This window comes from Streptomyces sp. NBC_01012 (assembly GCF_045162755.1).
In the GTDB taxonomy this organism is placed as follows: Bacteria; Actinomycetota; Actinomycetes; order Streptomycetales; family Streptomycetaceae; genus Streptomyces.
Genome location: NZ_CP108688.1, coordinates 448,215 through 471,834, shown reverse-complemented (window position 1 = coordinate 471,834; position 23,620 = coordinate 448,215). Strand labels below are relative to the sequence as shown.

The following is a 23,620-nucleotide window of genomic DNA, read 5'->3' as shown; positions in this document are numbered from 1 at the left end:
TCACCGGCGACCGGGGCACCGTCATGCGCACGGAGGGACAGGGATCAGCCGCGGCTCCACTTCTGGTTGGCGGCGCCGTTGCACGGCCAGATGACCGTCGGAGTGCCGTTGGCCGTCCCGCCGTCGTACGCGTCGAGGCACTTGCCGGACGCGACGTTGACGATCGAGCCGCTGGACAGGACGCGCCACCCCTGAGTCGATGAGCCGGTGCAGTCCGTGATGATCACTTCGCTGCCGTCGGCGGTCGCCTCGTCCTTCACGTCGAGGCACTCGGTGGGGAAGACCCTGAGCTGGTTGGAAGCGGTGGAGGTCCAGGTCTGGTTGGCACCGCCGTTGCAGTCCCAGAGCACCGGCCGGGTTCCGTTGTCCGTCTTGCCGTCCGGTACGTCCAGGCAGCGGTCGGACCCCTGCCCCTTGGCGGGGCCGGCCACCGCGTCGCGTGCCCAGCCCTGCTGGGCTCCGCCGTCGCAGCCGGCGATCACCAGCGCCGTACCGGCCTCCGTGCCGTGGTCCTGGGCCTCCAGACACTTGCCGGACGAGGAATTGACCACGGATCCGTCATCGTTCACGCTCCATTGCTGTGCACCGCCGTCGTTGCAGCCCCAGATTTGCACCGCCGTCCCGTCGGCCGAGCTCTCGCCGTCGACGTCCAGGCACTTGCCGTCGAACACCGTGAGCTGCTGATCCGGAGTCGCGGTCCAGAGCTGGTTGCCGCGCCCGTCGCAGTCCGCGAGGGCGACATCCGTCCCGTCGGTCTGCGTGCCGTCGGGTACGCCGACGCACAGACCGGATTCGTGGCCCTTGAGCACGCCGTCGTAGTCGGACGAGCCGCACGTCGTCAGCCCCTCGGTGTACGGGCACAGCACGGATGCGAAGCCGCCGTTGCGCTGCATCGGCACGGAGAGGGTGTCGTCGGCGGACACCACATGTGTCTCCCGGACCAGGGGGCCCGAGCCATCACGCACGGTCTCCAGGAGCCACCGGCCGTCGCCGAGGAAGTCCAGCGGCGACTCGAACGTCTTCGCGGCCAGGGCCGATATGCCACCGACGTACCAGCTGCCGCCCGCCCGGCGGGCCAGGTACGCCTCCTCGCCGGGCGCGCCGCCCAGGAGCCGGGTCTCGTCCCAGGCGGTCGGGAGCTGGTCGAGTATGCGCAGGGCCTCGGGCCGTGACTGGTAGCTCTCAGGGTTGTCCGCGTAATGCTGCCAGCCGGACTCGAACACGACGGCCGTCGCCAGCTCATGGGCGTCGGTGGTGTCCCGGTTACTCATGCTGAACACGACGGGGGTGAAGTCCATGCTGGAGATGACGTTGCGGGTGAAGGGGAGCATCGTGTTGCGCGCGGCGCGGTTGTTCTGCTGTTCCGCACCGTAGACCGCTTCGCCCGTCATGACGTGCGGCCAGGTGCGCTGCATGCCGCGTGGGGTGGCGGAGCCGTGGAAGTTCACCAGCAGTTCGAGCTCGGCGGTCTGCGCGAGCACGGTGTCGTACCACTGCAAGGTCGGCTGGGTGTACTCGTAACTGAAGTCGATCTTGAGACCGGCGACGCCCCAGCTCTTCACGAGGGGCAGCCATCTGTCGCGCTGCGCCTCCGTCTGCAGCTCGGAGGAGTTGAACCAGGCGATCACCTTGACGCCACGATTCCGGGCGTACTCCACGAGTTCGGGCATCCAGCTCGACTCCCACCCCTCGTCCACCAGGACGTAGTCCCAGCCGTGATGCTGGGCGAAGTCGATGTAGTCGCGCTGCCGGTCGGGGTCGGAGGGGCTGGAGTGCTCCGTCAGCCAGGACCAGGCGGAGGCCCCCGGCTCGATCCAGGAGGTGTCGCTCACCTTGGACGGCGGGGCGAGATCGTCGACGAGCGTGGAGGTCGTGACGGTCGCCAGGTCGCCGACGGCGGCGGTGCGCCAGGGGGTGGACAGGGGCAGGTCGGCGGTGGGGGCCGGGTCGGTGAGGGCCGTGGTGTAGGTCCCCGAGCCGGCCTCATGGGTCAGGCGGCTGCCCGCGTAACGGCCGTCGAGGTCGGTCTCGGCCAGCAGCGCGTAGTTCGATCCGACCTGGAAGAGCGCCGGTACGGCGTAGGCGTCGTCGTTCACCGGAGCCTCGCCGGCCGTCGTGCGGATCCACTGCCCCTGGTCCTCACTGTGGCCGGGAACCAGCCAGGCGTTCGACGATGCGGGCACCGCCCAGGAGGACGCCTCCCGCTCGACGGTGACGCTCCCCGAGCCGGGCAGGGTGTAGCGATAGGCGGCCCCGGTGTCCGACACCCGCACCACGACGTCCAGCCGGGCGCCCTCGGCGCCGGTGTAGGACAGGGTCGTCTCGGTGTAGTCGGTTTCCTGCGCGCGCTTCTTTCCCGTGGTCATCGTGTACGACTCGGTGACCGTCCGGTCCTGACGCCCGGTGAAGTCCAGATCCTTGGTCAGGTCGGCGTCACTGGTCACGATGCCGATGGGGGCCGGGCTCAGCACGTCCTCCCCCTGACGGGACACGGCGAACGTTAACGCGCCCTCGTCGAGGCCGACCTCTGCGGAGACCGGCGAATCGGCCTTCGGGCCTTCGACGGTCCAGGTGGTGGCCGCATCCGCGGCCGCGTGGGTGGGAACCGTGGGGAGTGCGACGGCGGCCAGGGCGACCATCAACGCGGATGTGAACAGGGGGACGGCTCTGAGTTTCCCTCCGAGCATGCGTCACCATTCCTTCGATGGGGGGTAGTGCGCCACAGTGTGGGGTTGTGTTTGATTGGGCGTCAATGGTTCGCACAAGAATGAACAGAAAAGGCAAGTTTGGCGCGTACCGTTCGGCACCCTCCGTCGGCTTCGAAGGGCCCTCGCGGTCGCGTTCCTGGCTCCCTGTCGCATGGTCCCGCTGACTGCGCGGCGGAGTCACGGCGGCGGCGTAGGGGTGGAAAGCCCTTTCTCCCTCCGGGTGTAGGTGTGCGGTGTCCGCACCGATGGTGGACCGATGTGCCTGGCTGACCTGGGGCGTTGGTCAACTAAGCGCAGTGGTGCGGGCCTTGGGTGTCACTGGTGTTCGGTCGGCAGTGGTTCGTGTGACCATTTTCCGACTGTGTGAGCTTCCAAGGTGGTTTGTGGGTGGGAACGTTGACCACGCTCATGGGACGGGCGTAGAACTATGCCTGCGATCGATTGCGTTGCAACGTGGTGAGTTTTGTTGGAACTGCTGGAAATGTGCAGGCGATATCTGCCTGTCCGCTCTTCCCGACCGCTGTCACTTCCCGCCCACTCATCAATTCCATGGAGGAATCATGTCGGGGAGGAGTCTTCTCAGAGGTATGGGTGCCGGCGGTCTCACGGTGGCCGCCGGGGGTCTGCTCGCGGCATGTGGGGACGACCTTGATCTGGGCCTGTGCTGGCCTGCGCTTCGACGCTTACGCCGGGGGTAGAGGTGGTCTCGTCCGCCGCAGCTCCCGGCGAAGTAGGAGTCGGACCAGGAGCGTCGCCGCGCGGGTGTGTCGTACTGAGAAGAACCAAGAGGATGTGCAGGTTGTCGATGGTGTGACGGTCCGTGCGTATATCCGGATTTAGGTTTTGTCTTGGTGGTGAGAGGGGTGTCCCGGGCAGGCCGGGACACCCCTCGAGCACTCCCTCAACGGCGTCGGCGGTTCAGCAGCCACCATGAGGTCACCATGTCCTCGGTACGACGCAGATCGAGGCCGGTGAGTCGCTGGAACCGGTTCACCCGGTACCTGACGGTGTTCGGGTGCACGGCGAGCCGCTGGGCGACCGCCCGCACGTCCTGGTCGCATTCGAGATAGGCGCGTGCGGTCTCCTCGATCTCACCGCTCGCATGCCCCGCCGCGTCGAGCGTCCCCAGGTGCCGCGCCGACAGGCCTTCGGCCACGCGTGTGTCGGACAGGACGAGCGGCCGTGGCCCGAGGTCCGACAGACGCACGACACCCGACATGGCGAACCTGCGTGCCGTCTCCAGCGCGAGCACTGCCTCCTCGAACGAGGTGTGCAGCTCATCGAGCGGTACCTGAGGTCCGACCGCCACCAAGTGTTCCACGACGCCGTCGGGTGCCTTCGGCGCGATGAAGCCGAGGACCGCCCCGACCTGGGCGAGCAGAAGCCGGTCGGCGGGCACGTGCACGGCCGAGGCGACGGCGCGACGGACCGCGTCGGTGTCCTCCGGGGACGTGGCCCGCGCCGCGAGAGCCACATGGTGTGCCTGAGGAGCGAGCCCGAAGAGATGGGCGTCGCGCTGGACACGCTCGGCCGGGAGCGTCCCGCTGAGCACGCCCGCCGCGAAGGCCGAGCGGCGCTCCGCGTCGAAGTGGGCGCGTTCCAGGGCGAGATCGTGCTGGACCCGGGCGAACACCGCGCAGGCCTCGTTGGAGAACTCCCAGGTGCTGTCGTGCACCGCGAGCAGCAGGTCATGGGGCAGACCGACGTCCGCGGCGACCTCGTCCAGCAGGGTGAGCATCTCCCGGGACCCCAGCTGGTAGCCGACGGCGAGCGCGTCGAGGGAGAAGCCCTTGGCGGCGCGTTCGAGCGCGAAGGCGCCGAGCATCTCGCGCAGGGCGGCGTCAGGCACACGCATGGACGAGAGCTCCGACACGAGGATGTCCATGAACCGCCGCGCGGTGGCCCGGATCTCCTCGTCGGGCAGTGCCGCGTAGCCCGGGACATGCCGGCGGATCAGCGTCAGTACCCGGTCGGCGAAGACATCGTGCAGGGTGCGCAGACGTGCGACGGCGGCGACCACCGCGGAGCGCGTCGGGTCGTCGAGGGTGGCGAGGTCCGGCATCCGCCGACGCGCAGGCCAAGCGGTGGGGGTCTCCTGATCCATGGCGGCAGCCTATCCATGGGTGTTGTGCCGGAGAACAAAATTGTCGAGACGATGCCAATGCGATTTCCGTAGCCGGCGGGGCATGACGGGGCCACACTGTGGCGGAGCTCGCGGTCCCTTTGTTCCTGCCGCCATATCGAGCACTCTTCAACGTCGGAGTGTCACGTGCTCGGACTGCTGACCAGCTTCTGGGGGTTTCTTCGCCTCGCGGGTCGGGGGTGGGCATCGGCGAACTCGTGCTGCGCGTTCGCGAGCCCGAGTGCGGCGCCGCCGAGAGGTGCGGCGCCGCCGTGGTGGTCGACCCCGCCGTCGAATCGCCCTGGGGCGGCGCCTGCGACGGGCGCGGCTTCACGGCCACCATGCCCGACGAGTACAACGCGGAGATCGACGCCGTCGAAGGCCTGGCCCGGGTCCCGGTGCTGTGGGACGGTCTGGCGCGCCCTGGACGCGATCGGTACGACCTGTCCTGCCCGTCCGGTGGTCTCGTCACCGGCCGGGTGGGACTGGAGGGCGTCGCGGGCGCGTTCACCACCCTGGTCGACCCCGACCACCATGCCAGGGTCCTCGTCGATCCCTCGCTCGGGACGGACCGGATCCCTGGAGCGGTGAACCACCGCTAGGTAGCCCGCACCACGCATCAATAGTAGATTGACACACATGTCAAGTACCAAACGCCCGGCGGATACCGGAGTCCCCCAGGAGATCGTCCAGGCCACCCTGCGCGCGGCGGAGAAGCTGAGCGTCCCCGTGGCCGAAGTGACCCTGCGGGACGTCGCCCTGGAAGCCGGAATCTCCCGCAGCACGTTGGTCCGTCGGCTGGGGGGCACCCGGAACTCCCTGGACGAGGCACTGCGCGCGGCCGGCATCGAACCGGGCGGACGGAAGCCGGTGAGGGAACGCGCCATCGAGGCCACGGGCGCCCAGATCAGCGCGCACGGACTGGGCTCGGTGACCTTCGAACGCGTGGCGGCGGCAGCCGGATGCTCCGTGCCCAGCCTCTACGCGACCTTCGGTGGGCGTGACGAACTGCTGCGTGCCGTCTTCGACCGCTACACCCCCATGGTCGACGTCGAGGCGTTCCTGGCCGGGCCGCGCGGCAGCCTGGAGGACACGGTGCGCAGCCTGCACCGGCTGATGATCGACGCGCTGGAACGCGAGCCGCGTGTTCTGCCCGCCCTGCTCGCGGAGGTCTTCGCCCGCCCCGGTGACGAGAACCTTCGGCTCGCCTTCCAGAGCCTGACTCCCCGTCTGCTGGCCGGTCTCGGAGCGTGGCTCGCCGGTGAGGCCGCCGCGGGACGTGTCCGTGATCTGCCGCCACTGCTGCTCACGCAGCTGATGACCGGCCCGATCTTCCTGCACTTCCTGGTGCGCCCGGTCACCAGTCACGTCATCGCGGCAGAGATGCCGACCAGGGAAGAGGCCGTCGAGACCTTCACCCAGGCCTTCCTGCGAGCCGTGGCCCCGCCCCCGGACGCGGACGGGGCCACGGACGAGCGGGGGACCGCACCCAGCGACCTGACGTAGCGTCAGCAGGCCGGAGTCAGAAGGCGGAAGCGAACTCAACGACACACTCCGGGCCTGCGCATCCACGCTCGAAGCCCGGCTCCGCCACCTGCGCTGAGAGCGAGGAGGTGCATCAAGGCCGTGCGTCGGCCTGCACCAGGTGCGGGTCCGCCGCCTGTGACGTGTCCGTGGCGGGCGTGGCCGACTCCGGGCGGGGGAGGGCGGAACGCCTTCCGCGCCGATCGGCGGCGAGCGCGAGCGTGGCGCCGAGGACGACCCAGAGCGTCAGGACCAGGGCGGGGAGGGCCGCACCGGCGCTGTCGAAGAAGGCGTTGGAACGCAGGAGGCTGCCGGCGGCGCCAGGGGGAAGCAGCTGCCCGAGGACGGCCCAGCCGTCGGGGAGCCAGTGGGGCCCGGTGGCCAGGCCCGAGAGCGGGTTGCCCAGCAGCATCATGAGGGCGCCGCCCAGTGCGAAGCCGGCCATCCCGAAGCGTGCCTGCAGCCCCAGGATGGTGGTGGACATCGCGGCCATGCCGAGGATGACACCGAGTGCGGTGACCCCGTAGGTGCCGTCGACCGAGTGGGCGGCGAACTGGAGGACGGCGGCCACGGCCGCGCCCGCCGCCACGGAGAACAGCAGAGCTCCCAGGAGGCGGGTCCGCAGTCCACGGTGTCCGGGGAAGAAGCTGCTCAGAATCAGGGCGGGGAAGATCCCTCCGAAGATCATGGGCATGAGCGCGGCCGTCAGCCCGCCGCCACGGGGGTCGTCCTCGGTGAACGGCACCAGATCCTCGACGGACGCCTGGGTGCCCCGCTGCTCGGCGAAGCCCTCCGCGAGTGCGGTGAGAGCGCCGGTCGCGGACGGGGCACCGGCGGTGGCGGTGTAGACGTCGACGCCGTCATCGGTGATCGCGAGACCGCCCGCGACGTCCAGGTCCTCGACGGCGGACCGGACGGCGGCGGGTGTCTCGTAGGTGCGGACGTCCCATGCGTCGGCAGGTGCGTTGTCCCGCAGGGCCTGGGCGGACTGCTCGGACCCGGTGACGCCTATGGGTACGTGGTGCGGACCGCTGTTGAGCGAGGGCAGCGCGAAGGCGAACAGCATCGTCGTGATCAGGGCCGCCAGGCCGAGAACGACCAGCAGCAGCTTGCGTCCCGTGCCGGGGAGCAGGGCGTGCTTGGACATCGTGACTCTTTCTGCCGGTCGTGCCCGTACGAGGACGGGGCGACGCGGGGAACGAGGGGGCAGGGCCGGTGGCGAGGCGGCGTCGGCGCAGCTCTCGCACATGTCCCTCCGGGCGCTCGGACACCGTGCTCGGACACCCCGAGGTGGAATATGATTCAAGGGTACATCAAGTCGCGTGTCACGGTCACATCAGTGGAGTCCCCCCACCCTTCCTGTCAAGGCTCGCCTTTCCATCTCCTCGTACGCCGCCCGGTCCGCCGGCCGCCGCGCCGTCATCCGGCTCGCGACCCACCCCGCGAGGAAGCCGACCGGTACGGACACGAGACCGGTGGCCTCCAGGGGGAACCAGGCGAAGTCGACTCCGGGCAGGACGGAGTCGGGAGAGCCCGACACGGCGGGGCCGAACGCCTGCAGCAACAGACTGGCGCCGAGCCCTGCGTAGATGCTCCAGAGCATGCCCGCCCGCGTGTAGCCCGACCAGAAGAGCTCGAACACGAGCGTGGGCAGGATGGCGGCCGCCGCGGTTGTGAGGGCGAACTGCGCGAGGAAGGTGACCTCCTGTCCCTGCAGCGCGACCGCGAGCAGCACAGCCAGTGTGCCGACGGCCACCGCAGACCAGCGCAGGGCGCGCATCTCGCTGATCGCTCTCCGGTCGCGCCCGACTCCGCCGGCGTATACGTCGTGCGCCAGCGAGGCCGCCGACGAAAGGGTCAGCGCCGCCACGACCGTGAGACTGGTCAGGAAGAACATGGACACGGTGAGGGCGATGATCATGCCGCCGGCGCTGCCGTCGGCGGCCAGTTGCAGGGCGAGAAGCGGAAGAGCAGCGAGACCCTCCGGATCGGCGGCGCGGATGGTGTCGGACCCGACGACCGCCGTCGCGCCGAAGCCCAGAAGTACCGCCAGTCCGCAGAAGACGGCGACGGGCCCCATGGCGTAGGTGACCGTGCGGCGCGCGGACTCACCCCGGTCGGCGGCGTTGAGACGCATCAGCAGATGGGGTCCCACGGCTGCGCCGAGGACCGTCGTGATCAGCATGGAGAACCGGGACAGGGCGCCGGTGGACCCGTTGCCCCGGGCGGCGCTCGGGTCGTAGTAGTGCGAAGGGTCGGGGCTGTTGTGCGCGGCGGTGTCGAGCAGCTTGTTCACGTTCCAGCCGAACGCGTCCATCACCAGGACCGCGAGCACCGCCATGGCGACGAGCAGAACGACCGTTTTGACCGTCTGGAGGACACTGTTGCCGCGCATCCCGCTGAGGGAGGCCGCGCAGATCATGATCACTCCGATGAGGGCGGTGCAGACCTGCGCCGCCGGGCCGGTCTCGGAGGGCCCCATCAGGAAGGACACGGCGGTACCCGCGATCACCAGCTGGACCACGGTCAGCGGCAGACAGAAGCACAGCGTCGCCACGGTGCCGGCGCTGCGCGCGGCCTTGCCGGGGAAACGCGCGCCCAGGGTGTCCCCGAGGGTGAACCGGCCTACGTTGTGCAGAGGTTGGGACAGCAACAGGAGGACACCCAAGGAGCCCACGGTGCTGATCGCCAGGGCCATACCGTCGTAACCGGCGAGTGTCACCGTGCCCGTGGTGGTCATCAGGGTGACGACCGAGATGTGATCCCCGGCCAGGGCGAGCGCGTTGCTCACCGGCCTGACGGACTCCCGGGTCACGTACACGTCGGCCGGGCCGTCGGAGTCTGCTCCGTACATCAGGTACATGAGCACCACGAAGCAGACGACCACGAGAAACGCCACCAGGGGTATGGCCCCGAACGACTGCGCGGCCAGAACATGACCGGATCCGTCCGTCATCCTCTGCCCCCTCCCCGCACGGAGCGAGATGCCGCGTCTCCGCCGCCGTTCCATGCCCGGTACGTCTCTCCGCGGCTCCGGTCGAAACGGACCGCGGTCCCGAGCAGCAGGCACCCCAGTACGGCGAACAGCAGCATGCCGACGGTGAGTCGGCCGACGACGGCGGTGCCCAGGGGTATCCCGGCGAGCGTCGGGACACCGACGATCGCCGCCCAGGCGACGGCGTTGACGACGAGAAAGCGATTACGTGATGAGGCAACGGCCGAGCGCAGGGTGGTGAGGCCGTGCTCGTCCCCGTCCGGTGGCAAGAGGTGCTGCGCGCTGCCGCTCCTCGGCTCGACGTACGAGTGCCGGGGTGACTCCATGATGTCTCCTGATCGGGCCCACAGATGAAGCCTGCCGCCCGCGTGGCCCAGCCGGGGCGGTGGCAGAGAAGGAGCGAGCCGGTGCCGAAGTCGGGCCCCGGCGTGGTCAGTTGGGCAACGCGAGCTCGGCCCAGATGGTCTTGCCCGACTGCCTGTACCTGCTGCCCCAGCGCTCACTCAGCTGAGCGACGAGAAACAACCCGCGCCCGCCCTCGTCACTGCTGGAAGCCCGGCGCAGTCTGGGCTGGGTGTTGCTGGGGTCGCTGACCTCGCAGACCAGCACGTCGTCGTGGATGAGCCGAAGTCCGATCGGACCGCCCGCGTACCGGACGGCGTTGGTGATCAGCTCGCTCACGATCAACTCGACGGCGAAGCCGAGATCCGCGAGTCCCCATGCGCCGACCTTGTCCGCGACAGCCGCCCTGGCGTCGGAGACCGTGGCGGGATCGGCCGGAAACTCCCACTCGGCGATGGCGTCACGCCCCAGGGGGCGGGCCAGCGCGAGCAGCAGGGCCATGTCGTCGTCCGCGGGATGGTCCGCGCGCTCGGCCGTCAGCATCTGGCCGGCCATCTGCAGAGGGCACCGCTCACGATGCAGGTCGGCCACCCGGTCGGTGAGTCGGCCCACGGCGGCGTCGACACCGTCGGCGGGCCGGCCGAGCAGCCCGTCGCTGTAGAGGGCCAGCCAGCTGCCCGGTGCGAGGTGCGCGGTGGTCGTCTCGAACGGCAGGCCACCGACGCCCAGCGGCGGGCCCGGCCGGACGGGCAGGAGCTGAGCTGTGCCCTCCGGTCCGGCCAGGATGGGCGGGGGATGTCCGGCGCTGGCCACCGTGCACAGTTGCGTGACCGGGTCGTAGAGCGCCACCAGGCATGTGGCGCCCACGGCGTCGCGTTCGGCGGGATCGGCCTCGGCGGCGAGGCGCCCGACCAACTCGTCCAGCCTGCCGAGCAGTTCGTCCGGAGGCAGTTCGAGGTCGGCCAGCGTCTGCACGGCGGTACGCAGCCGTCCCATGGTGGCCGCCGCGTGCAGCCCGTGCCCGATCACATCACCGACGACCATGGCGACCCGCAGAGAGGGGAGCGGGATCACATCGAACCAGTCACCTCCGATCTCCGCCCCGCCGGCGGCCGGCACATACCGTCCCACCGCCTCCACCGCCGGGGTGAGCGTGGTGCCCGCCGGCAGCAGACGCCGCTGCAAGGTGACGGCGGCACGGCGCTCACGGGTGTAGCGGCGCGCGTTGTCGATGCTGAGGGCCGTGTGGGCGGCGACCTCCGACAACAGAGCGGCGTCCTGCTGATCGAAGTGGTTGTCGTCATGGGTGCGCCAGGCGCTGATGAGTCCGAGCACCAGACCGCGGGCGAACAGCGGTGCCAGGGCCAAGGAGCGGCAGTTCTCCGGGATGACCAGCCCGCCCAGGAGGTCTTCGCTGATGGCCCGTTCGATCGTCTTCCGGTCGAGGAGGATCGTGTGCCCCTCCTGGAGGCTGCGGATCGCGGGCTGATCCGGCAGCTGCGGAAAGCTGTCCCCGAGCTGCAGCAGTTCCTCGGGCCAGTCGCGAGCCGGGCGTACCGCCATCCTGCGGAGATGGAGGTCACCGCCGCCGAACGTCCTGGGGGGTTCGTCGCCCGCCAGGACGGTGTTGGCGAGGTCGACCGACACCAGGTCCGAGAAGTCCGGTACGAGCACCTCGGCGATGTCCTGGGCCGTGCGGCGTACGTCCAGGGAGCGGCCGATACGGGCCGCCGCCTGGTGCCGCATCTCCAGTCGGCGGGCGGCGAGCCACTGCTCCGTGGCATCCGTGAGCAGCACCATGACGCCTGTGGTGCGGCCCTGGAGGTCCTGGGTGCGCAGTGCCGTCACGGAGAACGAGTAGTCACGGACGGGATCGGACCGGGAGCGGCCTCGGAGGGGGTGGTCGACCAACGGCACCCCTGTCTCCAGCACACGACGCAGCGCCTTCTCGATGGCCGCGGCCTGCGGCGCTTCCATCACGTCCGCCAGGGTGCTCCCCAACGGGGGCGGCGTCAGGCCGGGCGAAGCGAAATCGGACCGTACGACGGCGAGATCGGTGTCCCGCAGGATGACCCCGACCTGCCTCTGGGCGCGCAGGGCGCGCATCAGCACGGCGCCCTGCTCCGACTCCTCGGCCCGGTCCGCGGGAACGGCCAGCAGCAGCCGGTGCGAGGTGCCCTCAAGGGGCAGGAGCCGGTATCGGACTCCCACGGCGCGGCCGTGGGAGTCACGGAGGGACGCGGTCCCGTCGGGTGAGGGCCACGTCGGGGGAGCACCATCCGTACCCGCGTCGGTGAACAGTCCTGACACCGGCAGGCCGCACACCTCATCGGCGGACCTGCCCAGCAATTCCGACGCACCGCGTGACCATTGCCTGACGGTGCCACGGTCGTCGATGAGAGCGGCCACGACGTTCGTCAGGGCGCCGTAGCCGTCATCGTCGTGCCCGGTGCAGGAATCCATGTCGGCCTCACAAACATCGACGCCCTATCCATCCCAAGTATGCGGATTCATATGGTCTGTGCTGGTTGCGTACAGCCAGCGGAGGGCGCGAGGACCGGATGATATCCGATATGCCTATTAATGTACGCAATAACCGAGTGTCAGTCCAGGTGGAGATCCGCGGAGCTCATCGGTGGCGTGGTGCGGACTCGACCCCGCACAGCGCGCGTCCGATGTTCTCCAGCCAGGTGTCGATGCCGTGTGCCGCGTGCAGGCTGCCCGCGCGGCAGTTGCGTGCGATCAGCTGCAGCGGCATCCGCTTGACGATCGCCGATGCCCCGGATGCGCGGAAGAGCGTCTCGACCGCCGAGCTGCACGCATCCCAGACGTACGCGACGTCGGTGTGGAACTGGACCACCTCACGCTCGGAGGGGTCGCGGCCGTCGAGCTCGCACCGGTCGAGCTCGGCCACCGCCGCGTCGGCCACCAGGCCCGCCGCCCGCATCAGGGAATGGGCACGGCCGACGGTGAGATGAGTGAGGGGGGCGTCGACCTGGCGGGTGTAGGGCGAGTAGGGAATGCTGCGCTTGCCCACCGTGCCGAGAAACAGCTCCATGGCGTGGTCGGCCATACCGAGGGCGGCCCCCGTACCCGTCACGAGCGACCTGGCGAGGCCGCCGCGCCGGGGTCCCAGGCCCTGCTCGGTGAGCTCGGCCACCCGTACGGCGAGCCGCTCAGGAGTGCTGAAGCGCTCGTTGGGGACGAAGAGCTCACCGTTCGTCGAGACGGTCTGGCTGCCGGTGGCGGCCATCCCCATCGGGTCCCAGTCGTGTCCGGCGACCAGCGATTCCTTGGCCACGAGGGCCATGCCGACCTTGGCGTCGTCGGCCTCGTCGTAGAAGACCGAGAGATAGCCGTGGGAGGCGTAGACGCTGCCCGTGGCGAAGGGCCACGCACCCTTGATCATCCAGCCCCCGTCGACCTTGCGGGCGGTCCCGGACATGCGCCGGCTCGTGCCTCCCACCGCGAAGGTGCGGTTCCCCACCCAGGGCGACTCGTACACCGGCGCGACGACGTCCTCGGGGAAGGAGAAACTCCACAGATTTCCCCCCGCGGCCGCCCACACCACCCAGGCCGACGCCCCGCATCCCGACCCGAGCTCCCGATAGATGTCATGCAGTTCCCGCGTCGTGTAGTCCGCGCCGCCGTACCGCTTCGGCGTGGTCAGGCCGAAGACGCCGGCCGCGTCGAGGCGCCCGATGCTCTCCTGCGGAATGCGGCGCTGCTGCTCGGCGACCGGCTGCTGCTCGCGCAACCAGGGCCGCAACTCCCGGAGGCGGCCGATGACCTCCTGCGCCCGGGGCCGGTCGGCACGCGTCCTGATGTTCGTCGTCATGGCTTTCATCGCCCTCTGCTGGCTTTCGTGTGCGCGGCCGCCGGAACCCGGCAGCTGGTCGTGCGCGCGAGTGCCTCGTCCGCGCGACCGGCTGCCGGGCACGACCTACGCACGGCAATGCGCGTCGTGGAGTGGATACGCGGTGCGGCGCTCAGCTCTTCGCGATCGCCTGCAGGAACGCCACCCTGCCCGCCTCGCAGTGCTCGCGCAGTACATTCGTCTTCATGTCGGGGTGGTGCTCGGCGTTCGGCTCGGGCACCGAGGGGTTACCCGACCAGGACATCAGCCGGCACACCCGGTGCCGGATACGCCACCCCTGATCGGTCCGGACGAGTTCGTCGTCGTACCAGCCGGTTCCCTGCCATGTGGGGCCGCCCTCGGCGGCGTCGCGCACCAGAAGCCAGTTTCCGTAGCTGAACGCGTGGGCCTTGTCGCCGTCGACATGTACCAGGTGGCCCATCATCGTGTGCTGATGGCTGTCCAGGGACTCGTGGAACTCGGCGAAGGAGCGCTTGAAGTTGGCAAGGCCCAGCCATGCGGAGCCGGCCGGTCCGAATTCTGCCGTCACATCGTCCGTGAAGACACGGTCGAACAGGTCCCATTGGTGCGCGTCCAGCGCGAAGCCGTAGAGATTCAGAACCTCGATGATGGCGGCTTTGTCGTGTTCAATCATGATGGCACTCCTCGTCCTTGTCGTCCCAAAAGGGCAGGATCCTGCCAACGGTGGACGCCATCGTCGATCGCGTCGTCACGCCGTCAGCGGCTCGCCCGCGGCGCCGGGTAAGTCAGGTCTGCGGCCCGGAAGCGCGACGCCTTGGGGCGCCGCTCATCGGCCCGGCGTCGAGGTCGGCTCCCGTCCCTCCTGACGGCGGCCTGAAGCCGACGGGACGGGGCCGACGTGGGCACCATCATTGGGAGCCATGGCAATGGTGTCAACACTTTGCGCCATGTTGAGTTCATTCATGGCTCGATCAACAGGGGAAGTGCACGGTCAACTCAGTTGCGGCTTCCAAGGCCCGCCGGTGTCCTGCTGGGGTCTTGTCAGAAAATAGACCAAGCCATCGGGTCAAAATGTTGACACTTTCTGGGTGTCCTCTTACGGTGGCCATCGCCGCTACCGCTTCCGCCGACCATGACGGCCCAGCGATGGCAGCACCGTGAAGGACCGCGACAGCGACCGCCTTCCTGCCCTCCGACGCCCGCTCCGACGCTCCGCTCGGCAGCGTGTCCGCGTCCCGACACCGGCATCGGCCGCCGCGAGCGTCCAGTCGTCGCCCAGCAAGAATCGAGTGCCACGATCATGCCCATAGAAATCGCCGAGCTCACACAGGCCGAACGCTTCCAGCCCGTCGGCCACGACGGCGTCGGACCGGTTCATCTCTTCGGAGGCGAGCGCTACGAGGGCGCGGTGACGGTGGCCCTGTCGCACTATCTGCCCGGCGGCCGGGCCGACCTGTCACCCGTCCCGGCCGAGACGCTGTACGTCGTGCTGTCCGGCACCCTGGTCCTCACAGACGAGGACGGGAGCGCGCATACGCTGAACACTCTCGACTCGGCGAGGCTCACGGAGGGGACCCTGCGCGGCGTCGAGAACCCCACGAACCTGCCCGCGAGCATGCTGGTGATCCGGCCGAACCAGGCCGGCCGGGCGACGGGCGCATCGGAGGCCCGGTCATGACCGGTTCCCTGGACGGTCTGCTGGTCGTCGACCTCACCCGCGCACTCGCGGGACCACAGGCCGCGATGATGTTCGCGGACCTGGGCGCCCGCGTCATCAAGGTGGAGAGTCCCACCGGGGACGACACCCGGTCCTGGGGGCCGCCGTTCGTCCCCGCCGACGACGGCACCTCGGTGGCGACGTACTTCCTGTCCTGCAACCGCAACAAGGAGTCGATCGCGCTCGACCTCAAGAGCGAGGAGGGCGCGGAGTCGCTGGCCCGGCTCATCCGGCGGGCGGACGTCCTGCTGGAGAACTACAAGCCGGGCGCACTGCAGCGGCTCGGCTTCGGGGCGGCACGGCTGATGGAGCTCAACCCGCACCTGGTGGTGCTGTCCATCAGCGGCTTCGGGCACGACGGTCCTGAGGCCGGCCGCGCCGGGTATGACCAGATCGCTCAGGGCGAGGCCGGGCTGATGTCCCTGACCGGGGCGGACGCGGCGCACCCTCAGCGGGTCGGTGTGCCCATCGCCGATCTGCTGGCCGGGATGAACGGTGCGTTCGGCGTGCTGGCGGCACTGCGCGAACGGGACCGCACCGGTCGGGGGCAGATCGTCCGCACATCGCTTCTCGCCTCCGTCGTCGGGGCGCACGCGTTCCAGGGGACCCGCTGGACCGTGGCCGGTGAGGTCGGTTCCGCACAGGGCAACCACCACCCCGCCATCGCCCCTTACGGACTGTTCCGCTGCGCGGACGGCAGTGTGCAGATCGCCTGCGGCAACGACGCCATGTGGGGTCGGCTCTGCGCGGCGTTCGCCATCGAAGCGGACGACGCCCTCTATGCGACGAACGCCGGCCGGGTCGCACATCGGGACAGCCTCACCGAGCTGCTCGAAGGCGTGTTCGCCGATTACGAGCGCGGGGAGCTCCTGGAGCGGCTCGCCGCAGCCGGTATCCCCGCCGGCCGGGTTCGGACGCTCGACGACGTCTACGCGTGGGAGCAGACCCGCTCGCAGCGGCTTCTCGTCGATGTCGAGCACCAGAGCCTGGGGAAGATCACCCTGCCCGGCTCGGCGCTCCGCACCTTCGCCGTGGACACCACCGGCGCGGAGACCGAGACGACCCGGGTCGACCATCGCCCCCCGCCCGTCCTCGACGCGGACGGCGACGCCATCCGCGACTGGCTGGACAGTACGCCGTAGCCCTGGCCGCCGCAGTCCCTGTCCGCAGTGAAGAACACGCCCGACCCGGCGCCGTGCCACGTCGGACAACACCTGAGCACGTACGTCTGCCCCGGCCGGGACGAGCCGGGAGCAGACCGAAAATTGGAGGTTGCAGTGAGAGACATCGAGCCAGTGACGGCCACGGATCAGCTGCGGCGGGCGTTCGGATGTTTTCCATCCGGAGTGACCGCCCTCTGCGCCCGGGTCGACGGCGAGCCGGTGGGCATAGCGGCGAGTTCCTTCACCTCCGTATCGATGCAGCCCCCTCTGGTGTCGGTATGCATACAGCACACCTCGACGACATGGCCGAAGCTGCGGGAACGGCCCCGACTGGGACTGAGCGTGCTGGCCGAGGGCCAGGACGAGGTGTGCGCACGGCTGGCGAGCAGAACGGGTGACCGTTTCGCCGGAGTGGACTGGTTCGCCTCCGAGGACGGCAGCGTCTTCGTGGAGGACGCCACGCTGTGGCTCGACTGCGCGGTCAGTGAGGAGGTCACGTGCGGGGACCACGACATCGTGCTGCTCCGCATCGACGGACTCAGCGTCGCCCAGGACACTTCCCCGCTCGTCTTCCACGGAAGCAGGTTCCGGCGCCTGGCCAGCATCTGACCAGCCGTCCCCTCGATCCGCATGAACGCAACAGGAGATATTCCGATGACTGGAACCCTTCATCCGTCCGAGAGGCTCGCCGAGATCCTGGGGAAGGTGCGCGCCCTCGGGCCCACGCTGCGGGAGCGCGCGCTGGAGGCGGAGCGCGCAGGCCGGCTCTCGGACGAGACCATCGCCGACCTGGATGCCACGGGCGCCTTCAACATCGGCAGCCCCGCCGAGTTCGGCGGCGACGAGCTCTCCGTCCGGCAGCAGCTGGACGTGGTCTCGGAGGTCGCCAAATGGGACGGCTCCGCCGCCTGGACCGTGTGGGTGGGAGCCTCGACGAACTGGATCCCCGCCGGGTCGGGCGCCCGTGTCGTCGAAGAGGTCTACGGCCCCGAATGGGTCGGTCCGCGTGTGGCCGCGTCGAGCCACTTCCCGGCTTCCCGGGGACGTGCGCGGCGGGTGGAGGGCGGCTGGACCATCTCCGGTGGCCCCTGGACCTTCGGAAGTGACTCGCTCTGGGCGCCCTTCACCAACCTCGGCTGTATCGCCGACGACGGTGAAGGCCCGTACCTGGTGGGCGTTCAGGTGCCGCGCGACGAACTCAGGTTCCTCGATGACTGGCACGTCGCCGGCATGCGTGGCACGGGCAGTGTGTCCAGCACACTCGTGCGCGACGCACTCTTCGTGCCGGACCACCGCGGCGTCGACTTCCGCGATGTCACCGGCCAGAAGCTGGAGAGCGGCCTCAAGGGATCCATCTGGAAGGCACCATCGCTCGGCTGGTCGTTCAGCCTGATGGCGGGCATGTCCATCGGTCTCGCGCAGGGCGCCCTCGACCGCTTCCTGGAGCGCTCCGCAGGCCGGCCGCTCCGGGGCACCACGTACAAGAACCAGCTGGAAGCGCCGCTCACGCACCTGATGCTGGCCGAGGTCCACTCCAGGATCCAGTCGGCGACCCTGATGACCCAGGCAAACGCCGACGAGTCGGACCGGCTCGGTGAGCTCGCCGCGGCGGGTACTCCGGCGGATCCGGAGTATCTGCAGAATTTCAGTGCCCGGGTGCTCGTCGAGACGGCCTACGCCGCCAAATGGTGTGCCGAGGCGATCGAGTTGCTCCAGAGGAACTCCGGCTCCACCGCGATCATGGAGAGCGAACCCATCCAGCGGGCATGGCGCGACGCCCGTGTCATCACCCTGCACGGTGCCCTCAACCTCGAAGCGCTCTCCGAGAACTACGGACGGCTCATGGCCGGAACCCAGCCGCACAAGTTCGACGGCATCACCACACTGGACCGCTTCGCTCCCGCCCCGCTCAAGAAGAACGACCAGGCGCGCTGAGACAAGGGCCGAGAAACGAGGTTGAACGGTGGCCAGCACACACCCGCAGGAAACCAGGACCCCGGCGGCGATCGTCGATGCCCCTGGCAGTGAACCGCGACTGGGCAGCGTCGTCCTGCCGCAGCGGACGGCCGACACCACACGGGTGGCCGTGGTCGCGGCGCCGCTGAACCCGCTGGACCTGGTCATCGCGTCCGGGACGTTCCATTCGGCACGCCATGAATCCCCGTACGTCCCCGGCAGCGAATGCGTGGGCGTGGTGCTCGACTCCGACCGCCACCCGCCCGGTTCCTGGGTCTACGGCGAGTGCCACGCAGCGCCGGCCACCCCCGGCACCTTCGCCACCCAGGCACTCATCAAGGACGAGGACCTGCTGCCGCTGCCTGCCGGCCTCGACCCGGTGCTCGCCGCAGCCGTGGGCAACTCCGGTACGGCGGCCTACATGCCACTGGTCGAGGACGCCGGCCTGCGCCCCGGCGAGACGGTTCTCGTCCTGGGAGCCACCGGAGCGGTCGGCCGGCTCGCCATCCAGGTGGCGCACCGCAGCGGCGCCGGCCGCGTCATCGCGGTCGCCCGCGACCGGGTGGCACTGGAGAGCCTGGCGGCCCTCGGGGCGGACACGGCCGTCGCTCTGCGCGCCGATGAGGGCGGCGAGGAACTCGCGGCGCGGCTCCTCGACGCGGCGGGACCGGTGGACGTCGTCCTCGACGGCCTGTACGGGATACCGCTGGAAGCGGCGCTGCGGGTGTGCGCACCGCGGGCACGGGTGGTCAACATCGGCAACCCCGCGGGTACGACGGCGCAGGTCCCGGCCGGGCTGCTCCGCGGAAAGCAGCTCACCCTGTCCGGCTTCGCCGGCCTGCACACCCCCTTGCGGGACAAGCACGCCGCATTGACGTGGCTGTGGACCGCCCTCGCCGAAGGCGAACTGCGGGTCCCGGTCCGGACCTTCCCGCTCGAGGAACTGCCGTCGGCCTGGCAGGCACAGGCGGTCTCACCGCATGCCAAGTGCGTCGTCCTTCCCCAGGACGACGCCGGCCGGGCACGTACCACCACCCCGAAACAACCGGAGCACACGACGTGACCGACAGCCCCCAGCAACCAGAGCCGAACACCTCCGCCGCCCTCAGGCCCGAGGTCGACTGCGTGGTCGTCGGCGGTGGCCCCGTCGGCCTGCTGACGGCGATCTTCCTCGGCCAGGCCGGTCTGCGGGTGGACGTGGTCGAGCGGTGGCCCGACCGGTATCCGCTGCCTCGGGCCTGCACCATCGACCACGAGTCCCTGCGCATACTCCAGGCCGCTGGGCTCATGGACACGCACGCAGAACTGTTCGAGCCCTCCCAGGGCGAACGGGGCGGATACGAGTTCCGCAACGGCGAGGGCGAACTCCTGCAGGCCATCGACTGGAACAGGCCCGCCGAGTCGGGCTGGGCCAACACCAACGGCTTCTACCAGCCCGACCTCGAGGCAGCCCTCGAAGGCCTCGCGGTCGCGACACCGGGCGTGGAGGTCCACCGCGGCTGGACCCTGCAGAGCTTCACCCAGGACCAGGAGGGTGTCTCCAGCCTGGTGGCTCGCACCGAACACCCGGATCAGACCGCCGAGCTCCGCTCGCGGTGGCTCATCGGCGCCGACGGAGCCAACAGCGCCGTGCGCTCCCGGCTCGGCATCGACGTCGGTGATTCAGGGTTCCAGGCCGACTGGCTGGTGGTGGACTACCGGCCGCTCGAGGAGGAGGACTGGAGCGCCTTCGTCATGCAGTACTGCGACCCGGAACAGCCGGCCACCGCGGTCAACAGCGGCCCGGGACGACGACGGTTCGAGTTCATGCGCCGCGCGGACATGACCGTCGAGGAACTCGGCATGGACAGCACGGCGTGGCACCTCATGGCCCCCTGGGGCGTGACACCGGAGAACGCCGAACTGGAGCGGCACGCCGTCTACACGTTCCGCGGGCGATGGGCGCACAGTTGGCGCGAGGGGAACGTGTTCCTCGCGGGTGACGCCGCCCACCTCATGCCCCCGTTCCTCGGCCAGGGACTGTGCTCGGGACTGCGGGACGCCCGGGCACTCACCTGGCGGCTCGCCATGGTGCACCAGGGGTCGGGGACACCGGATGTGCTCGACACCTACGGACCTGAACGCGCAGGTCACGTCCGGGAGATCATCGACGAGGCGGTGGCCGCCGGCCGTGTCATCTGCGAACTCGACCTGGTCCGGGCAGCCGCCCGTGACGTGGAGATGAAGAAGCGGCTGCGCGAACCCGACGCCGCCGCGCAGGAGCCCCCGCACCCCCGGCTTGGCGAACCCTCGCTGACGGTCCCGAGCGACGGGGCCGACGGACGGCTCGCACCGCAGGGCCAGGTCCGTCTCGACGACAGGCTGGGACTGTTCGACGACATCGTCGGCGGCGGCTGGCAGCTGATCAGCCGCACGGGAGACCCAGCCGCACTTCTGAGCGACGACGACCTGACCTGGTTCGAGGAACTGGGTGGCGCGGTCGCCGACCTGTCGGGTGAGGGCCCCGCCCAGGACAGCCGCGGCGACTACGAGCGCTGGTTCACCGAGCACGGATGCGAGGCGTTCCTCGCCCGTCCGGACTTCTACGTGTTCGCGGCCGGTGAGCACGCGGACATCCCCCACTTCGTGTCACAGCTGCGCCGGAAGCTTCAGCCGGCGGCGCAAGAAGACTGATCGACGAGGGGCCCGCGGATCGCCCGACCCGCCGAGCCCCAGGGTTCCCACTGCCGGGTGAAGGGGAATCAAGGAGGATTCCGCATGACCATGGACAAGTCCGCAACGCTCATCCAGGAAAGCGAAGAACCCACCGGCACCGGTGACGCAACGACAGGGTGGCGTACGGCCATGGCGTCCGCACTGGGGCTCACGGTCGGCCCCAGCGTGCTCGCGGTCATGTCGTTCGGTGTGTTCATCACCCCGCTCCACCGGGAGTTCGGCTGGAGTGTCTCCGCCATCGGTCTGGGCGCTTCCCTCCTCAGCATCACGGTCATGATCATCTCGCCCCTGCAGGGGTACCTCGTCGACCGGTTGGGCGGACGCCGCCTCATCCTGTGGAGCTCCCCGGTCTTCGGGCTCTCCCTGATGTCGATGTACTTCCTGCCCGACAACCTGTCCGTGTTCTACCTGGCCTGGGCCCTCATCCCGCTCTGCGGCCTGGGGCTCTGGCCGGTCTCCTACCTCCGGCTCACGGCCGGCTGGTTCGAGCGCAAGCTCGGGTTCGCCCTGGGGATCGCCAACTCCGGCATAGGAATCGGCACGGTGCTCGTCCCCATCCTCACCGCGTGGCTGATCGGGGCGTTCGGCTGGCGGGTGGCCTTCCTCGGGCTCGGCGCGGTGGCGCTCATCGCCTTCCCGGTCGCCTACTTCCTCATCACCGAACCGACCCCGCGCACCACGGATGTCCGGACGGGTGGCGACACCCTGAAGGTCTCCGCCAGGAGGCGGCCGTTCTGGCTCATCCTGGGCGCGTTCCTCCTGCTCGGCCTTGTCGGCTCGTCCATCACCGTCTATCAGATTCCCCTGCTGCTCGACGCCGGCGTCGACGAGAACGTGGCCAATCTGCTGCCGGTCGCTCTCGGGCTCGCGCTCATCGTGGCCAGGGTCGTGACCGGCTGGCTGCTCGACCGTTTCAAGGCTGCGGTGGTCATGTCCTGCAACCTCGCCGGCGGACTCATCGCGGTGCTGCTGTTCGCCGCGGGACCGAACGTGGTGACGGGACTCATCGCCGCGGCGCTGGCCGGACTGCTGATCGGCTCGGAGTTCGACGTCCTCAGCTATCTCGTCCCCCGGCATTTCGGACGTATGGCTTACGGCAAGATCTACGGCATCGCGTTCTCGGCGTTCCAGATCGGCGGGGCGATCGCCTCGTCCGCGGTGAGCGCGAGCCGGGAGAGCTTCGGCTCCTACACTCCGGCGATGCTCACACTGGCCGTCGTATGTGTGATCTGCGCCGGCCTGTTCATGTGCCTCGGCCCCTACCGCTACGACGCGGCCCACGCGTGAACAGGACCACCCGGTGTCCTGGCGCCGGGCACGAGCCGGAACCACCCCGCACAGAGACCCACCATGAAGAAAGGCAGGGAACGCCATGACGACGACACCACACCAGCACTCCGACGGTGAGCTTCCGAAGGCACACCGGCCGCGTCCTGACGGGTCGTTCGACGCGACAGCGGTCACGTTCGCGGCGATGGGGCTGTTCGACGGCCTCGACGCCGACCAGCGCGCACGGGTGCTGCTGCCGCACTCGGACCCCGGGCGTACACACTGGAACTTCCTGCCCGAGTCCGGTCGGCACGGCCTGCCGCTCGGGGAGCTCGACCGGCGCCAGGAGGTACTGGCGCACCGGCTGATCGCCGAGTCGATGTCGCTCCCGGCGTACGCCCGTGTGGTCCAGGTGATGTCCAACGAGCATGTGCTCCGCGAACTCAATCTGCCCGTGTTCGGCCATGTCGCGGCCACCCTGCGCGACGCGCGCGGCTACTTCCTCACCTTCTTCGGCCAGCCGCAGCCGGACACCACCTGGGGCTGGAGGCTGGTCGGCCACCACCTGTCGATCAACGTCACCGTCGTCGACGGCGACCTGATCAGCGCCACCCCCTTCCTGCTCGGTGCCGAGCCGGCCCGCCACGGCCCGTTCCGGATCCTGGGGGAGGAGGAGGACACGGCCTTCGACCTGCTGTACAGCCTTGCCGGGCCCCAGCAGAAGGAGGCGATCATCCACCACAAGCCGCCGGCCGACTTCGTCACCCGCACGGTCGAGGCCATCGGCGAGGTCGAATACCCCGCCTACCACGGTGTCGGCCGCCGCGACGCGATGATCACCGACGAGGACCGCAAGGCCCTGGCCTACTTCCGTGCCCATCCCCGTGGCATCCGGGTCGGCGATCTCTCCACCACCCAGCGCGGGCGCTTCGACGAGCTGCTCGCCCGGTTCGTCGAGCGTGCTCGGCCGGGCCTTGTCGGCTTCGAGATGGACCGCATCGCGGCCGCCGGCGGCGTCGACGAGCTGCGCTTCGCCTGGGCCGGTGGCAGGTCCGTCGACGTGCCGCACTACTTCCGTATCCAGGGCCCGGTCACGCTCGTGGAGTTCGACAACGCCGAGGACGACGCCAACCACGTGCACAGCGTCTGGCGGGATCCCTCCAACGACTTCGGCGCGGACCTGCTGATGCAGCACCACCTGGACCACGACCACACGGGCTCGCGTGCGGACGGCGCCGACTGACCGCCCGGACCGTACCCCTGTGGCCACC

General features: G+C 69.6%; 18 protein-coding genes. 10 read left to right on the top strand and 8 right to left on the bottom strand.

Translation table 11 applies throughout. From position 1 onward, the window contains the following. Window positions 1-44: 44 nt before the first annotated feature. Both OG623_RS02015 and OG623_RS02010 read right to left on the bottom strand, forming a co-directional pair. Window positions 45-2,687, bottom strand: coding sequence for a glycoside hydrolase family 97 catalytic domain-containing protein (locus tag OG623_RS02015; protein WP_406143695.1), 2,643 nt, complete (start codon window positions 2,685-2,687; stop codon window positions 45-47). Window positions 2,688-3,609: 922 nt separating this feature from the next. Next, window positions 3,610-4,812, bottom strand: coding sequence for a PucR family transcriptional regulator (locus OG623_RS02010; protein ID WP_406143693.1), 1,203 nt, complete (start codon window positions 4,810-4,812; stop codon window positions 3,610-3,612). Window positions 4,813-5,030: 218 nt separating this feature from the next. On the opposite strand from OG623_RS02010, the gene OG623_RS02005 reads away from it, so the two are divergent. Both OG623_RS02005 and OG623_RS02000 read left to right on the top strand, forming a co-directional pair. Continuing rightward, a complete protein-coding gene (locus OG623_RS02005) occupies window positions 5,031-5,432 on the top strand; it encodes a hypothetical protein (protein WP_406143691.1) in 402 nt (133 codons plus the stop codon). 37 nt (window positions 5,433-5,469) lie between these two features. Then, window positions 5,470-6,336: a TetR/AcrR family transcriptional regulator gene (locus OG623_RS02000; protein WP_406143689.1), complete on the top strand. Its 867-nt coding sequence runs from the start codon at window positions 5,470-5,472 to the stop codon at window positions 6,334-6,336. 112 nt (window positions 6,337-6,448) lie between these two features. Here the strand turns inward: OG623_RS02000 and OG623_RS01995 are convergent, their stop codons facing one another. The 6 genes from OG623_RS01995 to OG623_RS01970 form a co-directional block, all read right to left on the bottom strand. Continuing rightward, a complete protein-coding gene (locus OG623_RS01995) occupies window positions 6,449-7,501 on the bottom strand; it encodes a hypothetical protein (protein ID WP_406143687.1) in 1,053 nt (350 codons plus the stop codon). 189 nt (window positions 7,502-7,690) lie between these two features. Further along, on the bottom strand, window positions 7,691-9,310 hold the full coding sequence (locus OG623_RS01990) for a sodium:solute symporter family transporter (protein WP_406143685.1): 1,620 nt from the start codon (window positions 9,308-9,310) through the stop codon (window positions 7,691-7,693). Then, window positions 9,307-9,675, bottom strand: coding sequence for a hypothetical protein (locus tag OG623_RS01985; protein WP_406143683.1), 369 nt, complete (start codon window positions 9,673-9,675; stop codon window positions 9,307-9,309). Before OG623_RS01985 ends, OG623_RS01990 begins: the two co-directional genes overlap by 4 nt. Before the next feature lie 106 nt (window positions 9,676-9,781). Beyond that, complete coding sequence (locus OG623_RS01980; RefSeq protein ID WP_406143681.1) at window positions 9,782-12,154, bottom strand: SpoIIE family protein phosphatase; 2,373 nt, start codon at window positions 12,152-12,154, stop codon at window positions 9,782-9,784. A 166-nt stretch (window positions 12,155-12,320) separates the two neighbouring features. Then, a complete protein-coding gene (locus tag OG623_RS01975) occupies window positions 12,321-13,529 on the bottom strand; it encodes an acyl-CoA dehydrogenase family protein (protein WP_406143679.1) in 1,209 nt (402 codons plus the stop codon). Between the two features lie 151 nt (window positions 13,530-13,680). Further along, complete coding sequence (locus tag OG623_RS01970; RefSeq protein WP_406143677.1) at window positions 13,681-14,202, bottom strand: nuclear transport factor 2 family protein; 522 nt, start codon at window positions 14,200-14,202, stop codon at window positions 13,681-13,683. Window positions 14,203-14,829: 627 nt separating this feature from the next. On the opposite strand from OG623_RS01970, the gene OG623_RS01965 reads away from it, so the two are divergent. From OG623_RS01965 to OG623_RS01930, 8 genes are all read left to right on the top strand, one after another. Then, a complete protein-coding gene (locus tag OG623_RS01965) occupies window positions 14,830-15,207 on the top strand; it encodes a cupin domain-containing protein (RefSeq protein WP_406143676.1) in 378 nt (125 codons plus the stop codon). Then, window positions 15,204-16,388, top strand: a complete 1,185-nt coding sequence (locus tag OG623_RS01960; protein ID WP_406143674.1) for a CaiB/BaiF CoA transferase family protein — start codon at window positions 15,204-15,206, stop codon at window positions 16,386-16,388. The genes OG623_RS01965 and OG623_RS01960 overlap by 4 nt, the downstream gene beginning before the upstream one ends. 27 nt (window positions 16,389-16,415) lie before the next feature. Continuing rightward, entirely contained in the window at window positions 16,416-17,018 is a 603-nt protein-coding gene (locus OG623_RS01955) for a flavin reductase family protein (protein ID WP_406143672.1), read from the top strand. A 45-nt stretch (window positions 17,019-17,063) separates the two neighbouring features. Beyond that, window positions 17,064-18,344 (top strand): acyl-CoA dehydrogenase family protein, encoded by a 1,281-nt coding sequence (locus tag OG623_RS01950; RefSeq protein ID WP_406143670.1) that lies wholly within the window; start codon window positions 17,064-17,066, stop codon window positions 18,342-18,344. A 28-nt stretch (window positions 18,345-18,372) separates the two neighbouring features. Beyond that, window positions 18,373-19,428 (top strand): zinc-binding alcohol dehydrogenase family protein, encoded by a 1,056-nt coding sequence (locus OG623_RS01945; RefSeq protein WP_406143668.1) that lies wholly within the window; start codon window positions 18,373-18,375, stop codon window positions 19,426-19,428. Next, window positions 19,353-21,038: a bifunctional 3-(3-hydroxy-phenyl)propionate/3-hydroxycinnamic acid hydroxylase gene (locus OG623_RS01940; RefSeq protein ID WP_406143666.1), complete on the top strand. Its 1,686-nt coding sequence runs from the start codon at window positions 19,353-19,355 to the stop codon at window positions 21,036-21,038. Before OG623_RS01945 ends, OG623_RS01940 begins: the two co-directional genes overlap by 76 nt. An 84-nt stretch (window positions 21,039-21,122) precedes the next feature. Further along, entirely contained in the window at window positions 21,123-22,367 is a 1,245-nt protein-coding gene (locus tag OG623_RS01935) for an MFS transporter (RefSeq protein WP_406143665.1), read from the top strand. Window positions 22,368-22,452: 85 nt separating this feature from the next. Beyond that, the gene (locus OG623_RS01930) at window positions 22,453-23,592 is read left to right on the top strand and encodes a DUF3500 domain-containing protein (RefSeq protein ID WP_406143663.1); all 1,140 of its coding nucleotides are present in this window, start codon (window positions 22,453-22,455) and stop codon (window positions 23,590-23,592) included. The last annotated feature ends 28 nt before the right edge of the window (window positions 23,593-23,620 follow it).

Coding starts and splice junctions, on each gene's coding strand:
- OG623_RS02015 (WP_406143695.1), bottom strand. CDS start 2,687: ATGCTCGGAGGGAAACTCAGAGCCGTCCCCCTGTTCACATCCGCGTTG.
- OG623_RS02010 (WP_406143693.1), bottom strand. CDS start 4,812: ATGGATCAGGAGACCCCCACCGCTTGGCCTGCGCGTCGGCGGATGCCG.
- OG623_RS02000 (WP_406143689.1), top strand. CDS start 5,470: ATGTCAAGTACCAAACGCCCGGCGGATACCGGAGTCCCCCAGGAGATC.
- OG623_RS01995 (WP_406143687.1), bottom strand. CDS start 7,501: ATGTCCAAGCACGCCCTGCTCCCCGGCACGGGACGCAAGCTGCTGCTG.
- OG623_RS01990 (WP_406143685.1), bottom strand. CDS start 9,310: ATGACGGACGGATCCGGTCATGTTCTGGCCGCGCAGTCGTTCGGGGCC.
- OG623_RS01985 (WP_406143683.1), bottom strand. CDS start 9,675: ATGGAGTCACCCCGGCACTCGTACGTCGAGCCGAGGAGCGGCAGCGCG.
- OG623_RS01980 (WP_406143681.1), bottom strand. CDS start 12,154: ATGGATTCCTGCACCGGGCACGACGATGACGGCTACGGCGCCCTGACG.
- OG623_RS01975 (WP_406143679.1), bottom strand. CDS start 13,529: ATGACGACGAACATCAGGACGCGTGCCGACCGGCCCCGGGCGCAGGAG.
- OG623_RS01970 (WP_406143677.1), bottom strand. CDS start 14,202: ATGATTGAACACGACAAAGCCGCCATCATCGAGGTTCTGAATCTCTAC.
- OG623_RS01965 (WP_406143676.1), top strand. CDS start 14,830: ATGCCCATAGAAATCGCCGAGCTCACACAGGCCGAACGCTTCCAGCCC.
- OG623_RS01960 (WP_406143674.1), top strand. CDS start 15,204: ATGACCGGTTCCCTGGACGGTCTGCTGGTCGTCGACCTCACCCGCGCA.
- OG623_RS01950 (WP_406143670.1), top strand. CDS start 17,064: ATGACTGGAACCCTTCATCCGTCCGAGAGGCTCGCCGAGATCCTGGGG.
- OG623_RS01935 (WP_406143665.1), top strand. CDS start 21,123: ATGACCATGGACAAGTCCGCAACGCTCATCCAGGAAAGCGAAGAACCC.
- OG623_RS01930 (WP_406143663.1), top strand. CDS start 22,453: ATGACGACGACACCACACCAGCACTCCGACGGTGAGCTTCCGAAGGCA.